Genomic DNA, 22,844 nt, shown 5'->3' with positions numbered 1-22,844 from the left:
TTGTGACATCGCGCAGAGGAGACGCCAGGCAGCGCCTGGCTCTAAAAATCAGCGCAGCGCGTTCGCGATTGCGCTAAACATTAACGATGCTTCCAGCGGCTGAGCGCTGAAGGACGGTTCCGCCTGCGGCCAGGTGGACCACTGGACGATAACCAGGTTCTCTTTCTGATTCACCATAATCATCTGTCCAAAGATCCCCAGCGCCCAGAGCGACCCTTTAAGTGAGTTGTCGACCTTTGGCGCGACGTGGGTGGCATTAACCGGCACTTCGTTGTTCCACCACTGATAGCCATACAACCCGTTCGGATGTGCGGCGGACACCGAACCTTTTGCCTGCGTCCAGTCTGAGGACTGTTTTACCCAGCCTTCGGGCAGGATCTGCTTCCCGTCAGGCAATGTGCCGTTATGAAGGATGAACTGACCGAAGCGGCCCCAGTCTTCCAGCGTGGCGTTAAAGCCGTGGGCGCCGACATCATGCTGGCCTTTGCTGTAGGCATGCCACACGCCGTCGCTGGCCATGCCGTAGGGTTGCCAGATGCTTTTCTCCAGATACGCCGCGAGCGTCATGCCGGTTGCGCGTTCAAGCACGTCACCCAGCAGCCACGCGCCGCCTGAGGAATAGGACCAGTTTTCGCCCGCAGGGTGCGCGCGGTGTAACCCTTTTACTAATGTCCGCACGCAGTCATAGGTGCCCGGTTTGGCTTCGCACTCTGTCAGCTTTGCGAAATCGGATCCCGGATTCGTGTAGTCCTCATTCCACGCCACGCCGGAGGTGTGGGTAATAAGCTGTCTCAGCGTCACACCGTCCCAGGCGGTGCCTTTCAAATCAGGTTCATATTGGGTAATAAGATCGTCGAGGGAGTGGATTTTTCCCTCTTTAATCGCTACCCCAACCAGCGCAGAGACCACCGATTTACCGACAGAGCGTGAGGTCCAGAGCGTGCTGTCGGTATTCCCTTCACCCAGATACTTATAGGCAACGTGGCCGTTTTTTAATACCAGCATGCCGCTGACGTTCTGGCGTTTCAGGTAATCATGGAGATCGTAGGTCTTGCCATTCACCTGATAGCGGGCATCGGTCAGCGGTTTTTCTGCGGCCAGCAACGGCGAGGCGTTGCCGTGATGGAACACGTCGCCCGCATAGTTGCGGTAGTCGTTGCGGAAACCCACGACGCGGTCGGCCTGGCTCCAGGTGAGCATCGTATGTGCGTCCGGCAGTTTTGTATCAAAAGGGGCAGGACAGGTGTCGAGAACGGTACCGTTGCAGGCAGCCATGGCGGCAGGAGAGAGCAGGCTGCTGACAATCAGCGCCGCGAGCAGAGTGCGGTTTATTTTGTTTTTCATGTTTTTCTCGTATGGCTCAGGAAGGACTTCAGTTTACGAACCCGCGGCCTATAATAAAAAACGCGTTATGGGGGAAAATCCCCCGAAAAGGAACTGTGGAGGATCGCGTGGCGTCATTGATCTATTCGTTTGCCCAGCTTGAGGCGTTCACCGCCGTGGCTGAACATGGCAGCCTGGTGAAGGCGGCCACTAAACTGGGTAAAGACCGCACGACCCTGCGCGATCTGATTGATTTTCTGGAAGATGGTCTGGGTTACGCGTTATTCCTACGCGAGGGGCGAACCCTGCGGTTAACGCTGGAGGGGGAGCAGTTACAGCGGCAGGCGCATCTGTTGATGCGTCAGGTAAAAGCCTTTGAGGCGTTCGCCAGAGCCGTTCCGCAAAGCGCGACGCAGGATATTGCGCTCGTCTACGATCCGTTCACCCCGCGCGCTTTTTTGCAGGCGCTGATAGCAAAAATGGCGAGCCAGAATATTCGGCTGAGCCTGACCAGCACCTCGCGTGATCAAGCGGAAGCGATGCTCGCCAGCGGTGAGGCCGATGTGGGGATCTGTCAGGCACGTAATCGCAGCGTAGGCAATGAGATGGAATGGCGGGCGTTAGGGTCCATTGAGATGGATTTTTACGCCTCGAAAGCGCTGTTCCGGGATAACGCCTCTCCGGTTTCGCTACTCGATCTCTCTCTGGTGCCGCAGGTCATTATGCATGCGGCGTCTGACGAGCCGGTCGCGCGCCGTCTGCAAATCTCCGGACATACCCTTTTTACCAACGAACTTGAGATGCTGCGCGGTCTGCTGGAAAAGGGGGGCGGCTGGGGATTTTTGCCGACGCATCTTCATGCGGCGCAGTGGAAGGATGTAAAAAGGCTGCCCACCGAGGTGGGCAGCCAGGGAATAGCTCAGACGATGGTGACCATCTGGAAACCGGGTAGCGACAAGCGCGGGCTTATCAACGAAACGCTGTCGCTGTTACCGGCGTTGTGGAAGGCCTCAGCGCTGTGAGCAGCCTTTGCACTGTTGATTCTGGATCTGCTGGAAGAAATCGTTGCCTTTGTCATCCACCAGGATAAACGCCGGGAAATTTTCCACTTCAATTTTCCAGATGGCTTCCATACCCAGTTCAGGATACGCCACGCACTCCAGGCTCTTAATGCTGTTTTGCGCCAGCACCGCCGCCGGACCGCCAATGCTGCCGAGGTAGAAGCCGCCGTGCTTATGGCAGGCGTCGGTTACCTGCTGGCTGCGGTTGCCCTTCGCCAGCATGATCATGCTCGCACCGTGGGATTGCAGTAAGTCTACGTACGAGTCCATACGTCCCGCGGTGGTCGGGCCGAGTGAGCCAGAGGCGTAACCTTCCGGCGTTTTTGCCGGACCTGCGTAGTAAATCGGATGATCTTTAACGTACTGCGGCAGTTCCTCGCCGTTATCCAGCAGCTCTTTCAGCTTCGCATGGGCAATATCGCGCGCCACGATGATGGTCCCGTTCAGCGACAGACGGGTAGAGACCGGGTGCGCGGAGAGCTGGGCCAGGATTTCATTCATCGGCTTGTTCAGGTTGATGCTGACCACGTCGCCTTCACCCTGCTGACGCATTGATTCAGGAATATACTGGCCCGGGTTGTGTTCCAGTTTTTCAATCCAGATCCCGTCGCGGTTGATTTTCGCTTTGATGTTGCGGTCTGCGGAGCAGGAAACCCCCATGCCGATCGGGCAGGACGCGCCGTGGCGCGGCAGGCGAATCACGCGGATGTCGTGGGCAAAATATTTACCGCCAAACTGTGCGCCCAGGCCGAGGTTCTGCGCTTCCTCGAGCAGTTCCTGTTCCAGCTTAACGTCGCGGAACGCCTGGCCATGTTCGTTGCCTTCGGTTGGCAGCGCGTCATAGTAGCGGGTAGAGGCCAGCTTCACGGTTTTCAGCGTGGCTTCAGCCGACGTTCCCCCAATCACAAACGCGATATGGTAAGGCGGGCAGGCCGCGGTACCCAGGGTACGCATTTTCTCCACCAGGTAGTTTTTCAGCTTCGCAGGGGTAATCAGCGCTTTGGTTTCCTGATAGAGATAGGTTTTATTCGCGGAACCGCCGCCTTTTGCCATGCACAGGAATTTGTACTCGTCTCCGTCCACGCTGTAGAGGTCAATCTGCGCGGGCAGGTTGGTGCCGGTATTCACCTCTTTATACATATCCAGCGCGGCGTTCTGGGAATAACGCAGGTTGTCTTCAATGTAGGTGTTATACACGCCCTGGCTCAGGGCGGCTTCGTCACCGCCGCCTGTCCAGACGCGCTGGCCTTTCTTGCCCATGATGATCGCGGTGCCGGTATCCTGACAGGTCGGCAGGACGCCTTTTGCGGCAATTTCAGAGTTGCGCAGGAACTGCAGGGCGACGTACTTATCGTTCTGGCTGGCTTCCGGGTCGTTAAGAATGGCGGCAACCTGCTTCTGATGAGAAGGACGCAGCATAAAGGCGGCATCGTGGAAGGCCTGCTGCGCCAGCAGAGTCAGGGCTTCCGGTTCGACTTTCAGGATTTCCTGCCCCTCGAACTCGGCAACGGAGACGTGCTCTTTGGTGAGCAGATAATATTCTGTGTCGTCATGGGAAAGAGGGAAGGGGTTCTGGTAGATAAACGGTTTGTTTGACATAGCTTGCTCCACAAAAATAAAACCGCCGGAGGAAGACCCCGGCGGTCAGAAATCAGAACATCATCGACATCCACGGATAACCAATCAGCAGCAGGGCCGCCAGGAAGATGGCACCGAAGATAGTGCCCAGGCGCCAGTAGTCTTTGGTTGGCAGGTAGCCGCTACCGTAGTAAATCGGGCTTGGGCCGGTACCGTATGGGGTGATGATCCCCATTACACCCAGCGAGGTCACCATCAGCAGGACGAACACTTCCATATTCATGCCCAGAATGGTAGAGGCGATGGTCAGCATCGCGGGCAGCAGCGCGGTGGTGTGTGCGGTGGTGCTGGCAAACAGGTAGTGCAGCAGGTAGAACGCCAGCAGCAGGACGATAGTCGCCACGCCCGGAGAGATACCGCTCATCAGCAGACCGCCTTCTTTACCTAACCAGCTGATAAAGCCGGTAGAGGAGAGGCCATCCGCCAGCGCCACCAGGGTGGCGAACCAGACGAAGGTGTTCCACGCGGCTTTGTTACCGGTGATATCGTTCCACTCCAGCACACCGGTCCACAGCATCAGACCGACAATTAACAGGGCAGCCATGGCCGGTTCAATCCACGCCGCGGCGAAGATCCACATCAGCAACGCACAGCACACGAAGACCAGCAGCAGGATCTCATTGCGCGACAGTTTGCCAAGTTTTTCCAGCTCGCGGGTCGCCCACAGCGGTACTTCGTTATTCACTTTCACTTCAGGCGGGTAGAACCAGTAGGCCAGCAGCGGCATGGTCAGAATCAACAGGATGCCCAGCGGCAGGAACGCGAGGAACCAGGTGCCCCAGGAGATATCAATCCCAACGGTGCTTTTCACCAGCGCCAGCGCCAGCAGGTTCGGCGCCAGAGCGGAGAGGAACATAGAACTGGTGATACAGGCCGCGGTGATAGCCACCCACATCAGATAAGAACCAATTTTGCGCGCGCTTGGGTCGTTGGGTTTTGAGCCGTACAGCGGCGGCAGGTTAGCGATAATCGGGTAGATGGTCCCGCCGCTGCGCGCCGTATTGGACGGGGTAAACGGTGCCAGCAGCAGGTCTGCAAAGGTAATAGCATACCCGAGCGTCAGGCTGCGACGGCCGAGATATTTTACCAGAATCAGCGCCAGACGGCGGCCGAAGCGGGTTTTGTCATAGCCTGCGGCAAACATAAAGGCACCGAAAATCAACCAGACCGTTGAGTTACCGAACCCGCTCACCGCCCATTTGAAGGAGGCGCCTGCCAGCTTGAATTTTGGATCTGCCAGCTGCTCCGGGCTGAAGAGCACCCACTGGCTACACAGCGCAATGGCGACCACGCCGGTCAGGCCAATCACCGCGCCAGGCAGTGGTTCGAAGATCAGCCCGACGATCACGCCAACGAAGATAGCGAAGTAGTGCCACGCGTAAGGCGGTAAACCTTCCGGTACCGGAACAAACAGCAGCAGTACGGCGACGATGACGGGCAACGCCATCATCAGCAGTCGTTTCGCTTTTCCATTTGATGCCTGGTTCGCCACTGGGGGCGTTACAGCGGTTTTTGTATTCATAGTTTCACGTCTTAAGTTGTCAAAAATTCGGTGGTGCAGAAAAAACCAAATGTGTTTTTTTAAGTTTCTTTGCTTTTTTTAGTTATTAAAGTTGCGATTTGGTTTTTTCATTAATAACGATTTAACGCCTTTCTGTGTGCGTTAAATTAAAAATTGATGATGTTTTTATATTGCGCTTTTGGATGCTGCAACTATTGATCAGGATCAAAAAAACAGAAGTGCAGCGTTATTTTTGTGCTTTTATTAATAACCACTCTGGCGTAGGGGTTATTATTTATTTTTATCGATTTCTTTATCATTCTTGTAACAATACAAAATTTGGTATTCTTTTTATTATTTGATTTTATTGATGTTTTTATGGTTAAGTGAAATTGGTATGACCAATATTTATTTAACGTATTTTAAATTATTGTAAACGGGTGAATTATTATCACTAACACCATTGTGTTATTTCTGTTATCTCAGGGATTAAATAGTTTTTTAACTAACGTAATGGCTTTAGAAACTAAAAAAATCATTATATTAGTATCATGACATCGGCAAATAACAACCAATTTAAAAATTAAACCCGATAACGAATTCTTAATTTTAAAAGTTTGGAGTTTCTATTATGAGCACTAACGAACGCATTCTTAGCCCCTTCACATTACCGAATGGCACTGAACTGAAAAACCGTTTGTTAATGGCCCCGATGACCACCTGTACCGGCTACTATGACGGTACTGTCACCAGTGAGCTGGTGGAGTACTACCGGGCTCGCTCCGGTAGCATCGGTACCATCATCGTGGAGTGCTGCTTCGTTGACGATCTCGGTCTCGCCTTCCCGGGCGCCATCGGTATTGATAACGACGAGAAAATTGCCGGGCTGGCGAAAATCGCAGAGGCGATTAAATCCAAAGGTTCGAAAGCGCTGCTGCAGATCTACCACGGCGGCCGTATGGTTGACCCAAAACTGATTGGTGGCCGTACCCCGGTTGGCCCAAGCGCGGTGGCCGCACCGCGTGACGGTGCCGCAACGCCGGTTGCACTGACCGCCGAAGAAGTAGAAGGAATGATCGGCAAGTTTGGGGAAGCTGTGCGTCGCGCCATTCAGGCCGGTTTCGACGGCGTGGAAATCCACGGGGCCAACACCTACCTGATTCAGCAGTTCTACTCACCGAACTCTAACCAGCGCGATGACGAGTGGGGCGGCAGCCGCGACAACCGCGCGAAGTTCCCGCTGGCAGTGCTGGACATTACGCACAAAATGGTGCGCCAGTACGCGGATGATGCCTTCATCATTGGTTACCGCTTCTCCCCTGAAGAGCTGGAAGTCCCGGGCATCCGTTTTGAAGACACCATGTACCTGCTGGAGAAACTGGCCGCGCGCGGCGTGGATTACCTGCACTTCTCCGTCGGTGCAACTCTGCGTCCTTCGATTGTTGACACCCAGGACCCGACCCCGCTCATCGAAAAATACTGCGCGATGCGTTCAGAAACGCTGGCGCAGGTTCCGGTCATGGGCGTGGGCGGCGTGGTGAATGCTTCAGACGTGAATGACGCGCTGGACCACGGTTACGACCTGATTGCCGTTGGCCGCGCCACCATCGCTTATCCGGACTGGACAGACCGCATTGCGGCTGGCGAAAGCCTTGAACTGTTTATGGACAGCACCAAACGCGAGGAGCTGAGCATTCCGGAACCGCTGTGGCGTTTCTCGCTGGTGGAAGCGATGATCCGCGACATGAGCATGGGCGAGTCTAAATTCAAACCGGGTACCTTCATCGAGAAAGTGCAGGACGACGCTAACGAGCTGGTGATTAACGTCAGCCTGGAAACCGACCGCATTGCGGACATCGCGCTGGCCTACGGCCCAAGCGAAGACGTTGAGTTTGTGACCAGCTTCGAAGAGATCCGTACCCGCATTCTGGATGCCAACACCCCGCACGTGGATGCCATCACCGGCGCAACCAGCCAGAGTGAAGCGGTGAAAAAAGCGGTTTCTAAAGCGATGCTGAAATCCAGTAAAGCGCTGGCGGCAGAGGAGGGCGTTGACCCGAACGAAACCCGCAGCGTTGACGTGGTTGTCGTGGGCAGCGGCGGTGCCGGTCTGGCGGCGGCGATTCAGGCGCACGACGAAGGCGCAAGCGTGCTGATTGTCGAGAAAATGCCAACCATCGGCGGTAACACCATCAAAGCTTCTGCCGGGATGAACGCCGCTGAAACTCGCTTCCAGCGCGTGAAGGGTATTCAGGACAGCAAAGAGCTGTTCTACCAGGAAAGCCTGAAAGGCGGCGGTAACAAGAACAACCCGGAACTGCTGCGTCGCTTTGTCGAGAACGCACCGGAAGCAATTGAGTGGCTGGCAACCCGCGGCATTATGCTCAACGACATCACCACCACCGGCGGGATGAGCATCGACCGTACTCACCGTCCAAAAGACGGTTCTGCAGTAGGCGGCTATCTGATCAGCGGCCTGGTGCGTAACGTCAACAAACGCAACATCGAGGTGATGCTGGATACCTCCGTCAGTGACATTATTTTCGAAAACGGCGAAGTGACCGGCGTGCGCCTGACGACCGAAGAGAATGAAACCGTCATCGTGGCAACCAAAAGCGTGATTGTGGCGACCGGCGGCTTCAGCGCCAACAGCCAGATGGTGGTGAAATACCGTCCGGACCTGGAAGGATTCGTCACCACCAACCATAAAGGGGCCACCGGCGGCGGTATCGCACTGCTGGAGCGCATCGGGGCGGGCACCGTGGATATGGGCGAAATTCAGATTCACCCCACCGTGGAGCAGAAAACCTCGTACCTGATTTCCGAATCCATCCGCGGCGGCGGGGCGATTCTGGTCAATCAGAAAGGGGAGCGCTTCTACAACGAAATGTCGACCCGCGACAAAGTCTCCGCGCAGATCATCGCGCTGCCAGAGAAATACGCTTACATCGTCTTTGATGAACACGTACGCGCCAAAAACAAAGCTGCGGATGAGTACATCGCCAAAGGGTTCGTGACCAGCGCCAGCTCACCAAAAGCCCTGGCCGAAGCGCTGGGCATGGATCATCACGCCTTCCTGGCAACGCTGGAACGCTACAACGGCTTTGTCGAGAAACAGCACGACGATGATTTTGGCCGTACCACCGCGCTGCGTGCGCCAATCAATGAAGGGCCGTTCTACGCCATTCAGATTGCGCCGGGCGTGCACCACACCATGGGCGGTGTGACCATCAACACTGAAACCTGCGTGCTGGACAGCAACCACAACGTGCTGCCAGGGGCATTTGCTGCGGGTGAAGTGGTCGGCGGGATCCACGGCGGTAACCGTATCGGCGGTAACGCGGTGGCAGACATCATTATTTTTGGTACCCTTGCCGGACATCAGGCGGCGATGCGCGCAAAAATGGCATAAAGCACCTGTGTTGTAGGCCGGATAAACGCAACGTTATCCGGCGATTTCCCCGGCGGCGCGGTGCCTGCCGGGGCTACATCTGAGGAAACATGCATGTCAGATAACCGTGTTTACAGTTACTCCGCCGTCCTGATGGGTTCCCCCATCCTCCTGAAACTCTTCACCCATGACGAAGCCCTCGCCTCCCGCGTGTTTCGACTCATCAAACAGTATGAAGATCTGCTTACCGTCAACCGTGCCCACTCGCAGGTGATGGACATCAACCACGCGGCTGGGCAGCATCCGGTCATCGTCAGCCGACCGGTGTTCGAGCTGATCCGCTGTGCAAAAGCGGCAAGCCTGCTCAAGGACAGCGCTTTTAACCTGGCGATAGGCCCGCTGGTGAAGCGCTGGAAAATTGGTTTCCGGGGTGACAGCGTTCCGCCTGCTGATGACATTGCGGCGCTGCTGGCGATTACCCGTCCTGAGGACGTCATCCTTGATGAGGCGCAGAGCAGCGTGTTTCTGGCCAGAGCAGGCATGGAGATCGACCTGGGCGCCATCGCCAAAGGCTATATCGCTGACCGGGTGCGGGATTACCTGCACAAAGAGGGGACCGAGCGGGGACTCATCAACCTGGGGGGAAATATCCAGACGTTGGGCTCACCGGAAGGGGGCTGGAGCGTCGGGCTGAAAAAACCGTTCGTCAGCGACGCGCTGATTGGCGCGATGACGGTGGAAAACCGCTCCGTGGTGACGTCAGGAACCTACGAGCGCTTCTTTGAGCAAAACGGCAAGCGCTATCACCATATTCTCGATCCGCGCACCGGATACCCGCTGGACAACGCGCTGGACAGCGTCACCATCGTGTCAAAAGAGTCTATCGACGGCGATATCTGGACCACGCTGATGTACGGCATGGGCATAGAGAAGGGCTGCGCGGTGCTGCGCTCTCGCCCGGATATTGAAGCCATTTTTGTGACCAAAACAAAAGAAGTGGTGATCTCATCGATGCACCACTTCCGCTTTACGTTGCTGGATAATACCTACCGCGTTACTGACAGTACTGCTTAAGCAGCCCCGTCTGTTCCGGCTGGAGACGGTAACGATACACTGGCCGCCCGGTGGCACCGTAGTGAATGCTGGTGAACAGAATGTTGATTTGCGCCAGCCAGATCAGGTATTTGCGGCACGACACGCGGGAGATATTCACCGCGCTCGCCAGGTCATCGGTGGAAAACTCCATCTCCGGGTGGGCGTCAATCCACTGGCAGATCGTGCGCAGCGTCTGCGGCGTTAACCCTTTCGGCAGCTTTTTGCTGTCCGCCAGCTCCGGCGCTCCGCCGTGGATCAGGCGGTCAACGTCGGCCTGTTCATAATACGGATGCGATTCCATCAGGTTATGCTTCGCTTTCCAGCCGTTGAGCGCCTCTTCAAAGCGCGGGAACTGGAAGGGTTTGATCAGGTAATCCACCACGCCGTAGTGGATAGAGGTCTGGATCGTGGCGGCATCGGCGGCCGAGGAGATCATAATGACATCGATCGGGCGGCCGGACGCGCGAATCACGGGCAGCAGATCCAGCCCGTTATCCTGCTGCATATAGACATCCAATAGCACCAGATCGACCGGCTGACCGGGGTCGTTAATCATGGCCTTCGCCTGGTTGAGCGTGGAGGCGACACCGCAGCAGCTAAAGCCTTCAACACGGTTGACATACAGACGGTTGAGGTCGGCCACCATGGCGTCATCATCGACAATTAATACATTTATCACGCGATATTCCTCTCGCTATCCCAGGGGATGTGAACAAAAAATTGGGTAAAGACGCCAGGCTCAGACTCCACGGAGATCTCTCCGCCCAGGTTCTGAATCTGCTGGCGAGCAAGGAACAGCCCAACGCCGCGGTTTTCACCTTTCGTTGAGAAGCCCTTAGTAAAAATAGCCTCCAGCTGAGTGGGATCAATGCCGGGGCCATCGTCGCTGACTTCGCAACTGAGCCAGCCATTCTGATAATGCAGCAGCAGGCCGATCTCGCCTTCCTGCTGTCCTTCCATCGCGTCGAGCGCGTTTTCAATTAGGTTACCCAGCGCGGTGATCAACACCGCGACCTGCTCTTCGCTGGCGGTATCCGGTATCTGGCTTTCGTCTGCCAGCGTCAGGGTGACGCCCGCCTCTTTTGCCCGGTTGATTTTACCCAGCAGGAACCCGGCAATGACCGGCGATTTTACCTTGCTCTGGATCGTACCGATATCCGTCTGGTAATTATGCGCCGTCTGGATGATGTACTCCTCCAGCTTGTCGTAGCGCTTCATATGCAGCAGGCCAAGGATCACATGCAGTTTATTCATAAACTCGTGCGTGTGGCTGCGCAGGGCGTCGACGTAGTTGACCATGCCATCAATGCGCTGCATCAGCTGGCTGATTTCCGTTTTATCGCGGAAGGTGGCGATCGCCCCGATGACCTGCTCCTGGCTTTTGACCGGCACCATGTTGCACAGCAACAGCCGACCGTTACAGCTGATCTCCTGATCCTGGCGCGCGACGCCGGTTTTTGAAATCTCACGCAGGCTGGCTAAAAGTGGTGCGCTGGCGTTTTCCGTTTGCTTGCCGGAGGGCAGGAGTAAAATTTCTCTGGCGGTGTGGTTGATCATCGTCACGCGCCCGTGAATATCGACGGCCAGTACGCCTTCGCGAAGCGACTGCAGCATCGCCTGACGTTGTTCGAAAAGGGCGGATATCTCGTAGGGTTCGAGGCCGAACAGAATGCGCTTCAGCACCCGCACCAGGCCCCAAATCGCCATCGAACTCATAAAGATACTGAATAATATCGTCCAGAGCGCATTCAGCCGCCCGCGGGCAATCTGGTCTTCCACCTTTTTGAGGGAGATACCGACCACCACCACCCCGATCTGATCGTGCTGGCTGTCATAAACCGGGGTAAAGACGCGAAGCGCTTCGGCGAGGGCGCCCCGGTTAACCGAGACATTCTCTTTACCTTCCAGGGCGGGTTCCAGATCGTTGCCAATAAAATGCAGACCAATCAGTGCTTCGTTCGGGTGTGAGTAACGAATACCGCGCATGTCGGTCACCACGGTGAGCAGCAGATCGTTACGTTGGGTGACCGCTTTGGCGATGGGCTGAATGATGTCGGCCTGCGGGGACTGCATCAGGCCTCGCTGGATCTCCGGGCTGTCGGCCAGCGTGCGGGCGATACCCAGTGCGGTGTCTTTGACATCATCGCGGGTGGCCCGGGTGATCTGAACGGAGTAGAGCGCAAAGACCAGAAGCAGCACAGAGGCAATAATCGCGCATACCATCAACGTGACCAGCGTGTTCAGTTTCATGGGGCGCTTGCGCGTCAGAAGGAAAGGCTGCAAATCGCTCATCAATACTCCGCGATGATTAACAAAGGGGTAATTATCGCTGATGACGAGCGTTTCTTAAAGCCATGTAAAGGCGTGGATTTGGTCCTCTTTTCGTGACCCTCCTCGCAGGTCATCCATATAAAACACTTTATAGTGTGTGGGTACTCATAATAAGGAGGCTGTTTATGAGCATTATGCTTACCGGTTCGGTCAAGGAAAGACGGCACGCCAGCACGATGAATATTGATAGATTGTCCACGCTGGACATGCTGAAGGTCATTCACCAGGAAGATGCACTCATTTCCGCTGCAATATCCCCCTGTTTAACGACGATCGCCCGCGTGGTGGATAACGCCGCGGCAACTCTTAGTCACGGGGGCCGTCTGGTTATTGTTGGGGCGGGGCCGTCTGGCCGTGTCGCACAACAGGCTGCCGATGAATATGCGCCGGGCAAAACCCCTGTGATTGCCGTGACGGCACAGGAAGGGGAAGGGAGCTACGAGCGTGGCGTTGCCGATCTGCAGGCCATTAAGTTTGGTGAACACGATATGATGCTGGCGGTTACCGTTAGCGGAAAAACGCCGTGGGTCTGGGGGGCAATGCGCCATGCATGGTCGCTGGGCTCTATGGTCGCCATCATAACCGGTGATGCACAAAGTGAAGCGGCGCAGCTGGCAAGCATGGTAATTGCCCCGGCGCTGGGAGCTGATGTGGTGGCAGGCTTTAGCAATACCAAAGCGGGTATTGCGCAAAAAATGATCCTCTCGATGGTCACCACCGGGCTGGCCGTGCGGACCGGGCGCGTTTACAGCAACCTGCGGGTGGATCTGGAGGCACGCAATACCAAATGGGCCGAACGACAAATTGCCATTGTGATGGAGGCGGGGGGCTGCACCCGGGCGCAGGCAAAAGCCGCGCTGGAGAGCTGTAACCATAACTGTAAAACGGCAGTCCTGATGGTACTGACCGGGCTGGATGCATGGAAAGCCCACGAACTGCTGGCGCAGAATAACGGGTTTATTCGCGTGGCGTTGCAGGAAGCGCCGTAAATTCGGCTCTTATAAATGAAAAAAAGCCCGCGAGTGCGGGCTTTAGTATTTTTGGGGAATTAGAACTGGTAGGTCATGCCTACGCCAACGATGTCGTCGGTAGAGATACCATTTGCTTCGTAGAAGCTTTCATCGTTGTCCAGCATATTGATTTTGTAATCAACATAGGTAGAGAAGTTTTTATTGAAGCTGTAAGTCATGCCCAGGTCGATGTAGTTAACCAGGTCCATGTCACCATGCTGACCCTGCGGGTTGCTGGCATTGCCAGGATAAGCCATGTCCTTGCCCTTTGAGTAAACCCATGCCAGGGATGGACGCAGGCCGAAGTCGAACTGGTACTGTGCTACCGCTTCGAAGTTCTGAGTCTGATCCGCGATACCATAATCACCATATGGTGTCATGTTGCGAGTTTCAGCGTACATCATCGCCAGATAGACGTTGTTGGCGTCGTATTTCGCGCCAAGGGTCCACGCTTCAGCTGTTTTACCGCTCGCAAAACGCGCGCTGTATTGGCCTGCTGCTTCCTGTTTGTTAGTACGGTCAGAAGAAGAGTACGCCGCACCCAGGCTCAGGCCGGACAGATCGCCCGAGAAGTCATAGGAGGTAGACATGCCGAAGCCGTCACCGTTCTGGAAGCGTACGTCTTTATGACCGTTTTTGGTGCCTTCCTGGTCTTCTTGAGCAAACTGATCTTCATTCGCCCCCTGATACTGCAGCGCGAAATTCAGACCTTCAACCAGACCGAAGAAATCACTATTACGGTAGGTTGCCAGACCGTTAGCACGGCCGTTCATGAAGTTATCGGTCCAGGTGTAAGAATCACCGCCGAATACTGGCAGCATATCGGTCCAGGCTTCAACGTCATACACCACGCCATAATTACGGCCATAATCAAATGAACCGTATTCGCCATATTTCAGGCCAGCGTACGCCAGACGGTTGAAAGAGTTACCACCTGCGTTTTCAGTATCGTTGGCGTAGGTTTTATATTCCCACTGGCCGTAACCCGTCAGCTCATTAGTAATCTGAGTTTCGCCTTTGAAACCCACCTGTACATAGGTTTCATCGCCGTCGTCACCAGGGTTGTCAGAGAAGGTATGACGCGCATCAACTTTGCCATACAGGTCAACTTTGTTGCCGTTTTTATTATAGATTTCAGCCGCATTTGCTGCGCCAGCCATTAATAATGCGGGTACCAGGATTGCCAGAACTTTTCTTTTCATTATATATTCCCTTTAAAGATAATTTATATGAATATATGTAATCACCCTCCGTAATTACGATTTTGATACTATTCTATGGATTGTTATTTTGGTTCAAAAATAAATGTAATTAAATCGGTAAAAATATTGCAAAATATTTCTAAGGCTCTCATTATTTTTCATGTGAATTAATGAACTGAATACATTGCGCATAATTATTATTAAGTATTTCTCATTTCTATTTTTTAAATCATTTAATTCGGCTGTGTTATAATCCACAGCCTGTTTTCGTCACAGGATAGAATGATGGAACCCATACAGTGGCAGCAGCGTTTTGAATCCTGGCTTGATGAACATCACGCCAGCGAAGACAGTGCGCATGATATTTCGCACTTCCGACGCGTCTGGATGACGGCCCGCAAAATAATGATTCATCATCAGGCCGATCCGCTGGTGGTCCTGACCGCCTGCTATTTTCACGACATCGTTAGCCTGCCGAAAAATCATCCTGAACGCAGTCAGTCATCGCGTCTGGCGGCGCGCAAAACGCGGGACATTCTGCACCGCGATTTCCCGGACTTTCCGCCGGATCGCTTTGCCGCCGTGGAGCATGCCATCGAGGCGCACAGTTTCAGCGCGGGTATTGCGCCGCAAAGTATCGAGGCCAAAATTGTCCAGGATGCCGATCGTCTCGAAGCGCTGGGCGCGATTGGCCTGGCGCGCGTGTTTGCCGTCTCGGGGGGGCTGGGCGTGGCACTGTTTGACGCGGAAGATCCCTTTGCCGATGCGCGCCCGCTGGATGACCGGGCATTTGCCCTCGATCATTTTCAGACTAAGCTGCTGCGCTTGCCTGATACAATGCAAACCGACGTCGGGCGCGACCTCGCGCAACATAACGCCGATTTTCTCGTTCACTTTATGGCGAAACTCAGTGCCGAATTACAGGGCGACTGCATCGGGCTGGATAGCCAGATTCAGCACCGCTTCTGTCGCAGTTTGCCCAACTGAACTGTGGTAATCTGTTCCCAGTCTTTATTCTCCGGTTAAAAGAATGCAGGAAAATCGATCAGTGACAGGGCCCGCGCCAGAGCAGGCTGAGAAATCAACGGCAACGGTGCAGGCATTACTGCGCCAGCTGCTGGATATTTATGATGTCAAAACGCTGGCGAACCAGCTGATAGCGCACGGTGATAGCCACTGGAGCCCGGCCATCCTTAAGCGACTGCTGACCAGCGAGCGGGCAGGGCGCCGCCTGAGCGACGGTGAGTTTCGTTATCTGCAAAACCTGCTTCCGCGTCCGTCTGCCGCGCACCCGGACTATGCATTCCGCTTTATCGATCTGTTTGCCGGTATCGGTGGGATCCGGCACGGTTTTGAAGCCATCGGCGGTCAGTGCGTGTTTACCAGCGAGTGGAACAAACATGCGGTACGCACCTATAAAGCGAACTGGTACTGCGATCCGCACGAACATCACTTCAACGCCGATATCCGTGATGTCACCCTGAGCCATAAAAGCGGCGTCACGGATGAACAGGCCGCCGGGCATATTCGTCAGACGATCCCGGCGCACGACGTGCTGCTGGCTGGCTTCCCCTGCCAGCCTTTCTCGCTGGCCGGCGTATCGAAAAAGAATGCCCTCGGTCGCGCCCACGGTTTCGCCTGCGATACGCAGGGAACGCTGTTTTTTGATGTGGCCCGCATCATTGACGCCCGCCGCCCGGCCATCTTTGTGCTGGAAAACGTCAAAAACTTAAAGAGCCATGACGGCGGAAAAACCTTCCGCATTATCATGCAGACTCTGGATGAGCTGGGTTACGACGTGGCCGATTCTGAGGATATGGGCGCGGATGACCCAAAAATCATTGACGGGAAACATTTCCTGCCCCAGCATCGCGAGCGCATTGTGCTGGTCGGCTTCCGCCGCGATCTCAATCTGAAGGGAGATTTTACCCTGCGGGATATTCCGTCTTTGTATCCCGAGCGTCGTCCAACCGTCGCCGACCTGCTGGAGCCTGTGGTCGACGCGAAATTTATCCTTACGCCCGTTCTGTGGAAATACCTCTACCGCTATGCCAAAAAGCATCAGGCAAAAGGCAACGGCTTCGGATTTGGCATGGTTAATCCTCACGATCCGCACAGCGTGACCCGCACCTTGTCCGCTCGTTATTATAAAGACGGCGCGGAAATCCTGATCGACAGAGGCTGGGATAAAGCGCTGGGCGAGAGGGATTTCGACGATCCGCAAAACCAGCTCCACCGTCCACGACGCCTCACGCCACGGGAATGTGCCCGGCTGATGGGCTTTGAAACGCCGCAGGGCTACAGTTTCCGTATTCCGGTGTCGGACACTCAGGCATACCGTCAGTTTGGTAACTCGGTGGTGGTGCCCGCGTTTGCGGCGGTGGCAAAACTGCTGGCCTCACGTATCCGGCAGGCGGTGGCACTCCGCCAGAGTGAGGCCGTCAATGACGGACGTTCACGATAAGGCAACGCGCAGCAAAAACATGCGTGCCATCGGCACGCGTGATACCGCCATTGAAAAGCGTCTGGCCGGGTTGTTGACGCAGGCGGGGTTTGATTTCCGCGTGCAGGATGCCGCGCTGGCGGGGCGACCGGATTTCGTCATCGACGCGTATCAGTGCATTATCTTTACCCACGGCTGTTTCTGGCATCATCACGACTGTTATCTGTTTAAAGTTCCGGCAACGCGCACTGATTTCTGGCTGGAGAAGATTGGCAAGAACGTTGCGCGCGACGCGCGGGATCTCACCACGCTTATCGCGCAGGGCTGGCGCGTGCTGATCGTCTGGGAGTGTGCGCTGAGAGGGCGGCTAAAACTGAACGATGCCGATCTGCGCGAACGGCTGGAAGAGTGGATCTGCGGCGGCGGACACACCGCGCAGATCGACACACAGGGGATCCACGCGCTTACGGTTTCTCCGCCCCGCAAGGCGTAATCACGGGCTTCGCCGGCAGTAAATATTTGCCCAGCGTCACCAGCACGACGGCAAAAACAATCACCCCTAATGCTAACCACTCAACCGGAGAGAGCGTTTCCCCGCCGAGCCCGGTACCGAGCAGCACGGCCACGACCGGGTTGACGTAGGCATAGCTGGTGGCAACCGCCGGAGACACATTGCGGATCAGGAACATGTAGGCATTGATTGCAATGAGCGAACCAAACAGCGCCAGATACCCGACCGCCAGGAAGCCCGACAGATCCGGCATGGTCGTCAGCCTTTCCCCCGTCAACATGGAGGCAATCAGAAGCACGATCCCCGCGGCAAGCATCTCAATCGCCCCCGCCATCATGCCGGTTGGCAGTTCGATACGCGAACCGTATACCGAACCAAACGCCCAGCTCATTGAGCCGATAAGAATAATGATCGCGCCCCACGGATTGCCGCTCAGGTTACCGCCGCTGTTGAGCAGAATAATGCCCGCCAGGCCGATGCCAATCCCCAGCCATTCCAGCTTGCGGGTACGGATGCCAAAAAGACGGCTGAAGCAGAGGGTAAACAGCGGTACGGTGGCAACGACCACGGCGGCGATCCCCGACGGTACGTTCTGGTGCTCGGCAATGGTCACAAACCCATTCCCTACCGCCAATAGCAGCAGGCCAATCAGGGCGGCGTTGAGCATCGGGCGCAGCGGCGGTAGCTTATGACCGCGCAGCAGCAGAAAGGCCAGCAGCAACACGCCCGCCGAGAGGAAACGAATGCCCGCCATCATCAGCGGCGGCCAGCTTTCCACGCCGATGCGAATGACAAAGTAGGTCGAACCCCAGATGATATAAAGCGAAAAAAGTGCCCCGATGAGCGGTAGCAGTTGCCGGAAACGCATAATCCCTCACGACGAAATAAAAAGGTCGCTGATAGTAAACGCGAAAACTATCGTGCTGGCGAGCCCTTTAATTGTGTAGTTGATGTGAATTTTTTGTTGACGTGAGGTGCCTGTTTCCGCGTTTGCGCTTTTGCTCCATACTATTCACTTAATTACCAAAAAAAGAAGGATCACGATTTTGGCAGGAAGTAGCTTATTAACATTGCTGGATGATATTGCCACCTTACTGGATGATATTTCCGTGATGGGGAAACTGGCGGCGAAGAAAACCGCGGGTGTGCTGGGCGATGATTTATCGCTTAACGCTCAACAGGTTAGCGGTGTACGGGCTAACCGCGAACTGCCGGTGGTGTGGGGCGTGGCAAAAGGCTCGTTTCTGAATAAAGTGATCCTGGTGCCGCTGGCGCTGCTGATCAGTGCATTTATTCCCTGGGCCATCACGCCGTTGCTGATGATTGGCGGGGCATTTTTATGCTTTGAAGGCGTGGAGAAAGTCCTGCACTCCTTCAGCGCACGCAAGCAGAACGACACGCCGGAGATGCGCCAGCAGCGTCTGGACGCGCTGGCCGCGCAGGATCCGAAAACCTTCGAGCGCGATAAAGTCAAAGGCGCCATTCGGACCGACTTTATTCTCTCGGCAGAGATCGTCGCCATTACGTTGGGCATTGTCTCCGATGCGCCGCTGCTCAATCAGGTGTTGATCCTCTCCGGCATCGCCATTCTGGTCACCGTCGGCGTGTACGGTCTGGTCGGATTGATCGTGAAGCTGGATGATATCGGCTACTGGCTGGAGGAGAAATCAAGCGCGGTGGCAAAAGGCATCGGTAAAAGCTTACTGACGCTGGCACCGTGGTTGATGAAGAGCTTGTCGGTGGTTGGCACCCTGGCGATGTTCCTGGTGGGGGGCGGTATTGTGGTCCACGGCATTGCTCCGCTGCACCATGCGATCGAACAGTTCTCCTCGGCGCAGGGGAGCGTGGTGGCCGCTATTCTGCCGACGCTGCTTAATCTTGTTCTGGGCTTTATCGTTGGCGCTATCGTGGTGGCGGCGGTGAAACTGGTCGAGAAAATGCGCGGTTCGGCGCACTAATTGTTACCTGTTGTGGTATGCAAAAAGACTATTCCTCGTCTAAATTGAAACAGTTTCACCCTGATACAGGAGGCAGGTATGGTCTTTTTGGTCAGTGATGAAGTTAAGCCTAAGAAAGGTGGCCCACGTATGATTGTCACAGGCTATTCCAGCGGAATGGTGGAGTGTCGGTGGCACGATGGCTATAGCATCAAGCGGGAAGCATTTCGTGAAGATGAGCTTCAGCCGGGCGACGGGCAGCACAAGCGGGACAAGGCTTAATCACATAACGCCCGGCTTTGCCGGGCGTTTTTATCTCATGTACCGGGTGTAAGGCAGTAATCAGGGAGTGTGTGTGCAGCGCGATACCTTTGTTGTAAAACAATATTTTCTGCAATGGCTGCATAAGCGTAGCAATCCGGGGTTAATCGTTAATCTCTGTTTTCTTGTCGTCCTTGTCTTTTCCACCCTCCTGACCTGGCGTGAGGTGGTGGTCCTGGAGGAGGCGTATATCTCCAGCCAGCGTAACCATCTCGAAACGGTCGCCACGTCGCTGGACCGTCAGCTGCAGTACAGCGTGGACAAAATGCTGTTTTTCCGCACCAGCATGCATGATGCCTTACAGACCCCCCTGGGGTTTGATGTCCTGCGCGATGCGGTGTCTCGTTTTAGCGCCGTGCGGACGGATGAAACCTGGCAGCTGGCCGTTGATAAAAAACGCACCCTTCCCCTGAACGGCGTGTCAGATGCCTTCGTTGCAAAATCCACGCTCCTTAACCGTGATAGTGAGCGTATCAGTAATGAGATTTCTGCCGCGCTGGAAGTGGGGTATTTACTGCGCCTGGCCTCGTCGGGTGTGCAAAGTGAAGAGCGGATTATCTACGTTTCCCGCGCGGGGTTTTATCTTTCGACAGACACGCCTGATATGGCTGACGATATCAGCGCCCGCTATTACTTTCTGGTGACTCAACCCTGGTTTACCTTACACTCAGAACGCCACAATCGCGCGCGCGCGGTGCGCTGGTTTATTTCGGCGCCGTCGCCCTGGAGCAATGGGGAGCGCACGATAACGGCGAGCGTGCCCATCTATTTTGAGCATTACTGGTATGGCGTGGTAGCGATGGATTTCTCCATACACACCATGAAACGCCTGCTGACTGAGGCGACGCAGGACCGGACGGAGGGCGAGTATCAACTGTATGACACGCGTCTGAACATGATTGCCACGTCAGAAGTGGACGGCAGTCAGGTGAACCGCTTTGATGAGGTTGAAACGGCGCAAATTGCGCACGCGATTGAACACGACACCCGAGGCGGAATTCGCCTTGGAAGCCGTTTTATTAGCTGGGAGCGACTCGATCATTTTGACGGGGTGATCTTACGCGTCCATACGCTGCACGAAGGCGTACAGGGTGACTTTGGCAGTATCAGTATTGTGCTGGCCCTGCTGTGGGCGCTCTTTACCGCCATGCTGCTTGTTTCATGGCTGGTCATCCGCAGGATGGTCAGCAATATGTACACCCTCCAGCACTCCCTGCAGTGGCAGGCCTGGCACGATCCCCTCACGCGTCTGAATAACCGCGGCGCGCTGTTTGAGCGCGCAAAAATGATTGCGGAGAACTGTCGACAGCAGGGGCAGCCGTTTACGGTGATACAGATCGATCTTGACCATTTCAAATGCATTAATGACCAGTACGGGCATCAGGCGGGTGACAAAGTGCTGTCCCATGCCGCAGGGTTGATTGCCAGCGTGCTGCGCAAAAATGACGTTGCCGGGCGCGTGGGCGGGGAAGAGTTTTGCGTCGTCCTGCCGGGGAGCAGCCTGGAAGAGGGGAGGAGGGTCGCGGAGCGCATCCGGTCACGCATCAACAGCAGGGAGATCCTGGTGAAAAAGAGCACGACTGTTCGCATCAGCGCCTCGCTGGGCGTCGCCAGCGCGCAGGAAAAAGAGAACTATGTTTTTGAACAGCTGCAGTCTGCCGCGGACGACAGGCTGTATCAGGCCAAGCAGAGCGGGCGTAACCGGGTGTGCTGGAGCGATCAGGAGAAAAAGTGATCCATCCCTTCCCGCCAGCCTAAGGGACCGCTCAGCTGCGTGTGATAAGCCCGTTCAGGGCTATCATTCTGTAGCGTAATGCCCTGGCGGTTTATGCTTTTAATCACCACGGCGAAGTCGACGCTGTCCAGCAGCGGCGCATCGTTTGGGCCATCCCCCAGCCCCAGGGTGGTGGGGACACAATCTTCCTGCTCGCGGTACTGCGCAATCAGCCAGTTAACCGCCACGTCTTTACCGCAGCGTGCATCCAGAATGTGCCAGAAACGGGCCCCCTGTAAACATTTCAGACCCCTATGCGTCAGCGCCTCTTCAAAGCGGACCATTGCGTCGTCGGTATCACGCCAGATGAGCGTGACAGAGGCGTCGTGTTTGCGTGCGAGCGCCGCACGGTAGCGCGTCAGCCCGGTCCATTCGCTGATGACGCGTTCGTTCACGTCATCAAACGTGACGAATTTAAAGCCTGCCTGCTGGCGGATTTGCTCAATAAGCGGATGAATTTCCCGATGCGTCATCCCTGTGATCTGGCGCTGCCCCCTCTCCCAGCGCACATCAGGCTGAATGACCGCGCCGTTCTCAGCAATAAAAGGTAACCCCTCCAGGCCCAGATCCTGTTGGATATCCAGCATCTCTGCGGCACTCTTGCTGCTGCACAGAATCACCGGCACCTGATAATCCTGCAGTTTGTCCAGCCATGGCATCGCGGGTTGCCACTCGTAGGTATGAATGTCCAGAAGCGATCCATCCAGATCGGAAAAAACCAGCAGGGGACCCTGAAGTGAAAGCATGATGACTCCTGAAAGCGCACGCGCCTCTACCTAAGAATATTCTTAAAAAAATACTGAAGGGAAAACCGTCTTTATAAGACGCGATTCAGCCAAAGCCGCATTCACCGTGCGTTATTGCTCATAACAAAAATGATTATGTTAAAAATATTATATTCGCCGTAAGAATATATGCTTGTCAGACAAAATCGTTGGGGATAGTGTGGTTTGTACATCAGATTTCCTGGTGTAACGAATTTTCAAGTGCTTCTTGCATAAGCAAGTTTTGATCCCGGCCATCCCCATGACCGGGATTTTTTTCGCGCTATCGATTGGCTTCAGACACGCTAAAGTCGTGTATATCAAGCTCGAAGGCCTCCGCCAGTTCGCGGTAGGTATGGTAATCCCTCCCGTTCACCATCACCCTCTCGGAATCATCCTCTGCACGACGTACTTCGGATTCACTGATCTCATTGATGGCGGCCAGCAGGGCATCGACATCCACTTCGACTTCGCGCTTGATGGTGTCGCTATACGCTTTGTTGGTCTTCATTACGGGGTACCTCATATAAACGTGTCCACGG

Annotated in this window: 19 protein-coding genes; 10 read left to right on the top strand and 9 right to left on the bottom strand. The window is 55.2% G+C overall.

What is annotated here, in order from left to right:
* Positions 1-48: 48 nt before the first annotated feature.
* Complete coding sequence (locus AAER43_RS14690; RefSeq protein WP_057057780.1) at positions 49-1,344, bottom strand: serine hydrolase; 1,296 nt, start codon at positions 1,342-1,344, stop codon at positions 49-51.
* A 95-nt stretch (positions 1,345-1,439) separates the two neighbouring features.
* Between AAER43_RS14690 and AAER43_RS14685 the strand changes: the two genes are divergently transcribed.
* A complete protein-coding gene (locus AAER43_RS14685) occupies positions 1,440-2,345 on the top strand; it encodes a LysR family transcriptional regulator (protein ID WP_050862548.1) in 906 nt (301 codons plus the stop codon).
* On the opposite strand, the gene fumA is transcribed toward AAER43_RS14685, so the two are convergent.
* A complete protein-coding gene (fumA, locus tag AAER43_RS14680; protein ID WP_057057781.1) occupies positions 2,334-3,983 on the bottom strand; it encodes a class I fumarate hydratase FumA in 1,650 nt (549 codons plus the stop codon). The two genes, AAER43_RS14685 and fumA, sit on opposite strands and share 12 nt — an antisense overlap.
* Before the next feature lie 52 nt (positions 3,984-4,035).
* Positions 4,036-5,544: an anion permease gene (locus tag AAER43_RS14675; protein WP_074463534.1), complete on the bottom strand. Its 1,509-nt coding sequence runs from the start codon at positions 5,542-5,544 to the stop codon at positions 4,036-4,038.
* Positions 5,545-6,154: 610 nt separating this feature from the next.
* Here AAER43_RS14675 and AAER43_RS14670 point away from each other — a divergent pair.
* Both AAER43_RS14670 and AAER43_RS14665 read left to right on the top strand, forming a co-directional pair.
* A complete protein-coding gene (locus tag AAER43_RS14670) occupies positions 6,155-8,935 on the top strand; it encodes a flavocytochrome c (RefSeq protein ID WP_050862550.1) in 2,781 nt (926 codons plus the stop codon).
* Between the two features lie 93 nt (positions 8,936-9,028).
* The gene (locus AAER43_RS14665; RefSeq protein WP_050862551.1) at positions 9,029-9,988 is read left to right on the top strand and encodes an FAD:protein FMN transferase; all 960 of its coding nucleotides are present in this window, start codon (positions 9,029-9,031) and stop codon (positions 9,986-9,988) included.
* Here the strand turns inward: AAER43_RS14665 and dcuR are convergent.
* Positions 9,969-10,688, bottom strand: a complete 720-nt coding sequence (dcuR, locus tag AAER43_RS14660) for a two-component system response regulator DcuR (protein WP_014884414.1) — start codon at positions 10,686-10,688, stop codon at positions 9,969-9,971. The two genes, AAER43_RS14665 and dcuR, sit on opposite strands and share 20 nt — an antisense overlap.
* Positions 10,685-12,301, bottom strand: coding sequence for a sensor histidine kinase (locus tag AAER43_RS14655; protein ID WP_014884413.1), 1,617 nt, complete (start codon positions 12,299-12,301; stop codon positions 10,685-10,687). The genes dcuR and AAER43_RS14655 overlap by 4 nt, the downstream gene beginning before the upstream one ends.
* A 164-nt stretch (positions 12,302-12,465) precedes the next feature.
* On the opposite strand from AAER43_RS14655, the gene AAER43_RS14650 reads away from it, so the two are divergent.
* The gene (locus AAER43_RS14650) at positions 12,466-13,329 is read left to right on the top strand and encodes an N-acetylmuramic acid 6-phosphate etherase (RefSeq protein ID WP_014884412.1); all 864 of its coding nucleotides are present in this window, start codon (positions 12,466-12,468) and stop codon (positions 13,327-13,329) included.
* A gap of 59 nt (positions 13,330-13,388) precedes the next feature.
* On the opposite strand, the gene ompC is transcribed toward AAER43_RS14650, so the two are convergent.
* Positions 13,389-14,552 carry a porin OmpC gene (ompC, locus tag AAER43_RS14645; RefSeq protein ID WP_045269260.1) on the bottom strand — a complete coding sequence of 388 codons (1,164 nt, stop codon included), beginning with the start codon at positions 14,550-14,552 and terminating at the stop codon, positions 13,389-13,391.
* Between the two features lie 285 nt (positions 14,553-14,837).
* On the opposite strand from ompC, the gene AAER43_RS14640 reads away from it, so the two are divergent.
* The 3 genes from AAER43_RS14640 (at position 14,838) to AAER43_RS14630 (ending at position 17,488) form a co-directional block, all read left to right on the top strand.
* Complete coding sequence (locus AAER43_RS14640) at positions 14,838-15,539, top strand: phosphohydrolase (protein WP_047027700.1); 702 nt, start codon at positions 14,838-14,840, stop codon at positions 15,537-15,539.
* A 61-nt stretch (positions 15,540-15,600) separates the two neighbouring features.
* Complete coding sequence (locus tag AAER43_RS14635; protein ID WP_047027693.1) at positions 15,601-17,016, top strand: DNA cytosine methyltransferase; 1,416 nt, start codon at positions 15,601-15,603, stop codon at positions 17,014-17,016.
* On the top strand, positions 16,997-17,488 hold the full coding sequence (locus AAER43_RS14630; protein WP_023330822.1) for a very short patch repair endonuclease: 492 nt from the start codon (positions 16,997-16,999) through the stop codon (positions 17,486-17,488). Before AAER43_RS14635 ends, AAER43_RS14630 begins: the two co-directional genes overlap by 20 nt.
* Here the strand turns inward: AAER43_RS14630 and yedA are convergent.
* Positions 17,460-18,374, bottom strand: coding sequence for a drug/metabolite exporter YedA (yedA, locus tag AAER43_RS14625; RefSeq protein WP_050862552.1), 915 nt, complete (start codon positions 18,372-18,374; stop codon positions 17,460-17,462). The two genes, AAER43_RS14630 and yedA, sit on opposite strands and share 29 nt — an antisense overlap.
* A gap of 178 nt (positions 18,375-18,552) precedes the next feature.
* On the opposite strand from yedA, the gene AAER43_RS14620 reads away from it, so the two are divergent.
* From AAER43_RS14620 to dgcQ, 3 genes are all read left to right on the top strand, one after another.
* The gene (locus tag AAER43_RS14620) at positions 18,553-19,464 is read left to right on the top strand and encodes a DUF808 domain-containing protein (RefSeq protein WP_014884406.1); all 912 of its coding nucleotides are present in this window, start codon (positions 18,553-18,555) and stop codon (positions 19,462-19,464) included.
* 78 nt (positions 19,465-19,542) lie between these two features.
* The gene (locus tag AAER43_RS14615) at positions 19,543-19,725 is read left to right on the top strand and encodes a DUF2158 domain-containing protein (protein WP_008500307.1); all 183 of its coding nucleotides are present in this window, start codon (positions 19,543-19,545) and stop codon (positions 19,723-19,725) included.
* Positions 19,726-19,798: 73 nt separating this feature from the next.
* The gene (gene dgcQ / locus AAER43_RS14610) at positions 19,799-21,499 is read left to right on the top strand and encodes a cellulose biosynthesis regulator diguanylate cyclase DgcQ (protein WP_050862553.1); all 1,701 of its coding nucleotides are present in this window, start codon (positions 19,799-19,801) and stop codon (positions 21,497-21,499) included.
* Here dgcQ and AAER43_RS14605 read toward each other — a convergent pair.
* Both AAER43_RS14605 and yodD read right to left on the bottom strand, forming a co-directional pair.
* Entirely contained in the window at positions 21,484-22,284 is an 801-nt protein-coding gene (locus AAER43_RS14605) for a mannosyl-3-phosphoglycerate phosphatase-related protein (RefSeq protein WP_050862554.1), read from the bottom strand. The genes dgcQ and AAER43_RS14605 overlap by 16 nt on opposite strands.
* 301 nt (positions 22,285-22,585) lie before the next feature.
* Positions 22,586-22,813, bottom strand: a complete 228-nt coding sequence (gene yodD / locus AAER43_RS14600; protein ID WP_014884403.1) for a YodD family peroxide/acid resistance protein — start codon at positions 22,811-22,813, stop codon at positions 22,586-22,588.
* Between the last annotated feature and the right edge of the window lie 31 nt (positions 22,814-22,844).

The organism is Enterobacter sp. FUJ80071 (assembly GCF_038739915.1).
Lineage (GTDB): Bacteria > Pseudomonadota > Gammaproteobacteria > Enterobacterales > Enterobacteriaceae > Enterobacter > Enterobacter kobei.
Note: the sequence above shows the minus strand (reverse complement) of the source record. Positions and strands in the feature narration are given on the sequence as shown.

Excerpts from the sequence above, each read along its gene's own strand:
- AAER43_RS14690 (WP_057057780.1), bottom strand. The coding sequence starts at position 1,344 with ATGAAAAACAAAATAAACCGCACTCTGCTCGCGGCGCTGATTGTCAGC.
- fumA (WP_057057781.1), bottom strand. The coding sequence starts at position 3,983 with ATGTCAAACAAACCGTTTATCTACCAGAACCCCTTCCCTCTTTCCCAT.
- AAER43_RS14675 (WP_074463534.1), bottom strand. The coding sequence starts at position 5,544 with ATGAATACAAAAACCGCTGTAACGCCCCCAGTGGCGAACCAGGCATCA.
- AAER43_RS14670 (WP_050862550.1), top strand. The coding sequence starts at position 6,155 with ATGAGCACTAACGAACGCATTCTTAGCCCCTTCACATTACCGAATGGC.
- AAER43_RS14665 (WP_050862551.1), top strand. The coding sequence starts at position 9,029 with ATGTCAGATAACCGTGTTTACAGTTACTCCGCCGTCCTGATGGGTTCC.
- AAER43_RS14655 (WP_014884413.1), bottom strand. The coding sequence starts at position 12,301 with ATGAGCGATTTGCAGCCTTTCCTTCTGACGCGCAAGCGCCCCATGAAA.
- AAER43_RS14650 (WP_014884412.1), top strand. The coding sequence starts at position 12,466 with ATGAGCATTATGCTTACCGGTTCGGTCAAGGAAAGACGGCACGCCAGC.
- ompC (WP_045269260.1), bottom strand. The coding sequence starts at position 14,552 with ATGAAAAGAAAAGTTCTGGCAATCCTGGTACCCGCATTATTAATGGCT.
- AAER43_RS14640 (WP_047027700.1), top strand. The coding sequence starts at position 14,838 with ATGGAACCCATACAGTGGCAGCAGCGTTTTGAATCCTGGCTTGATGAA.
- AAER43_RS14630 (WP_023330822.1), top strand. The coding sequence starts at position 16,997 with ATGACGGACGTTCACGATAAGGCAACGCGCAGCAAAAACATGCGTGCC.
- yedA (WP_050862552.1), bottom strand. The coding sequence starts at position 18,374 with ATGCGTTTCCGGCAACTGCTACCGCTCATCGGGGCACTTTTTTCGCTT.
- AAER43_RS14615 (WP_008500307.1), top strand. The coding sequence starts at position 19,543 with ATGGTCTTTTTGGTCAGTGATGAAGTTAAGCCTAAGAAAGGTGGCCCA.
- AAER43_RS14605 (WP_050862554.1), bottom strand. The coding sequence starts at position 22,284 with ATGCTTTCACTTCAGGGTCCCCTGCTGGTTTTTTCCGATCTGGATGGA.
- yodD (WP_014884403.1), bottom strand. The coding sequence starts at position 22,813 with ATGAAGACCAACAAAGCGTATAGCGACACCATCAAGCGCGAAGTCGAA.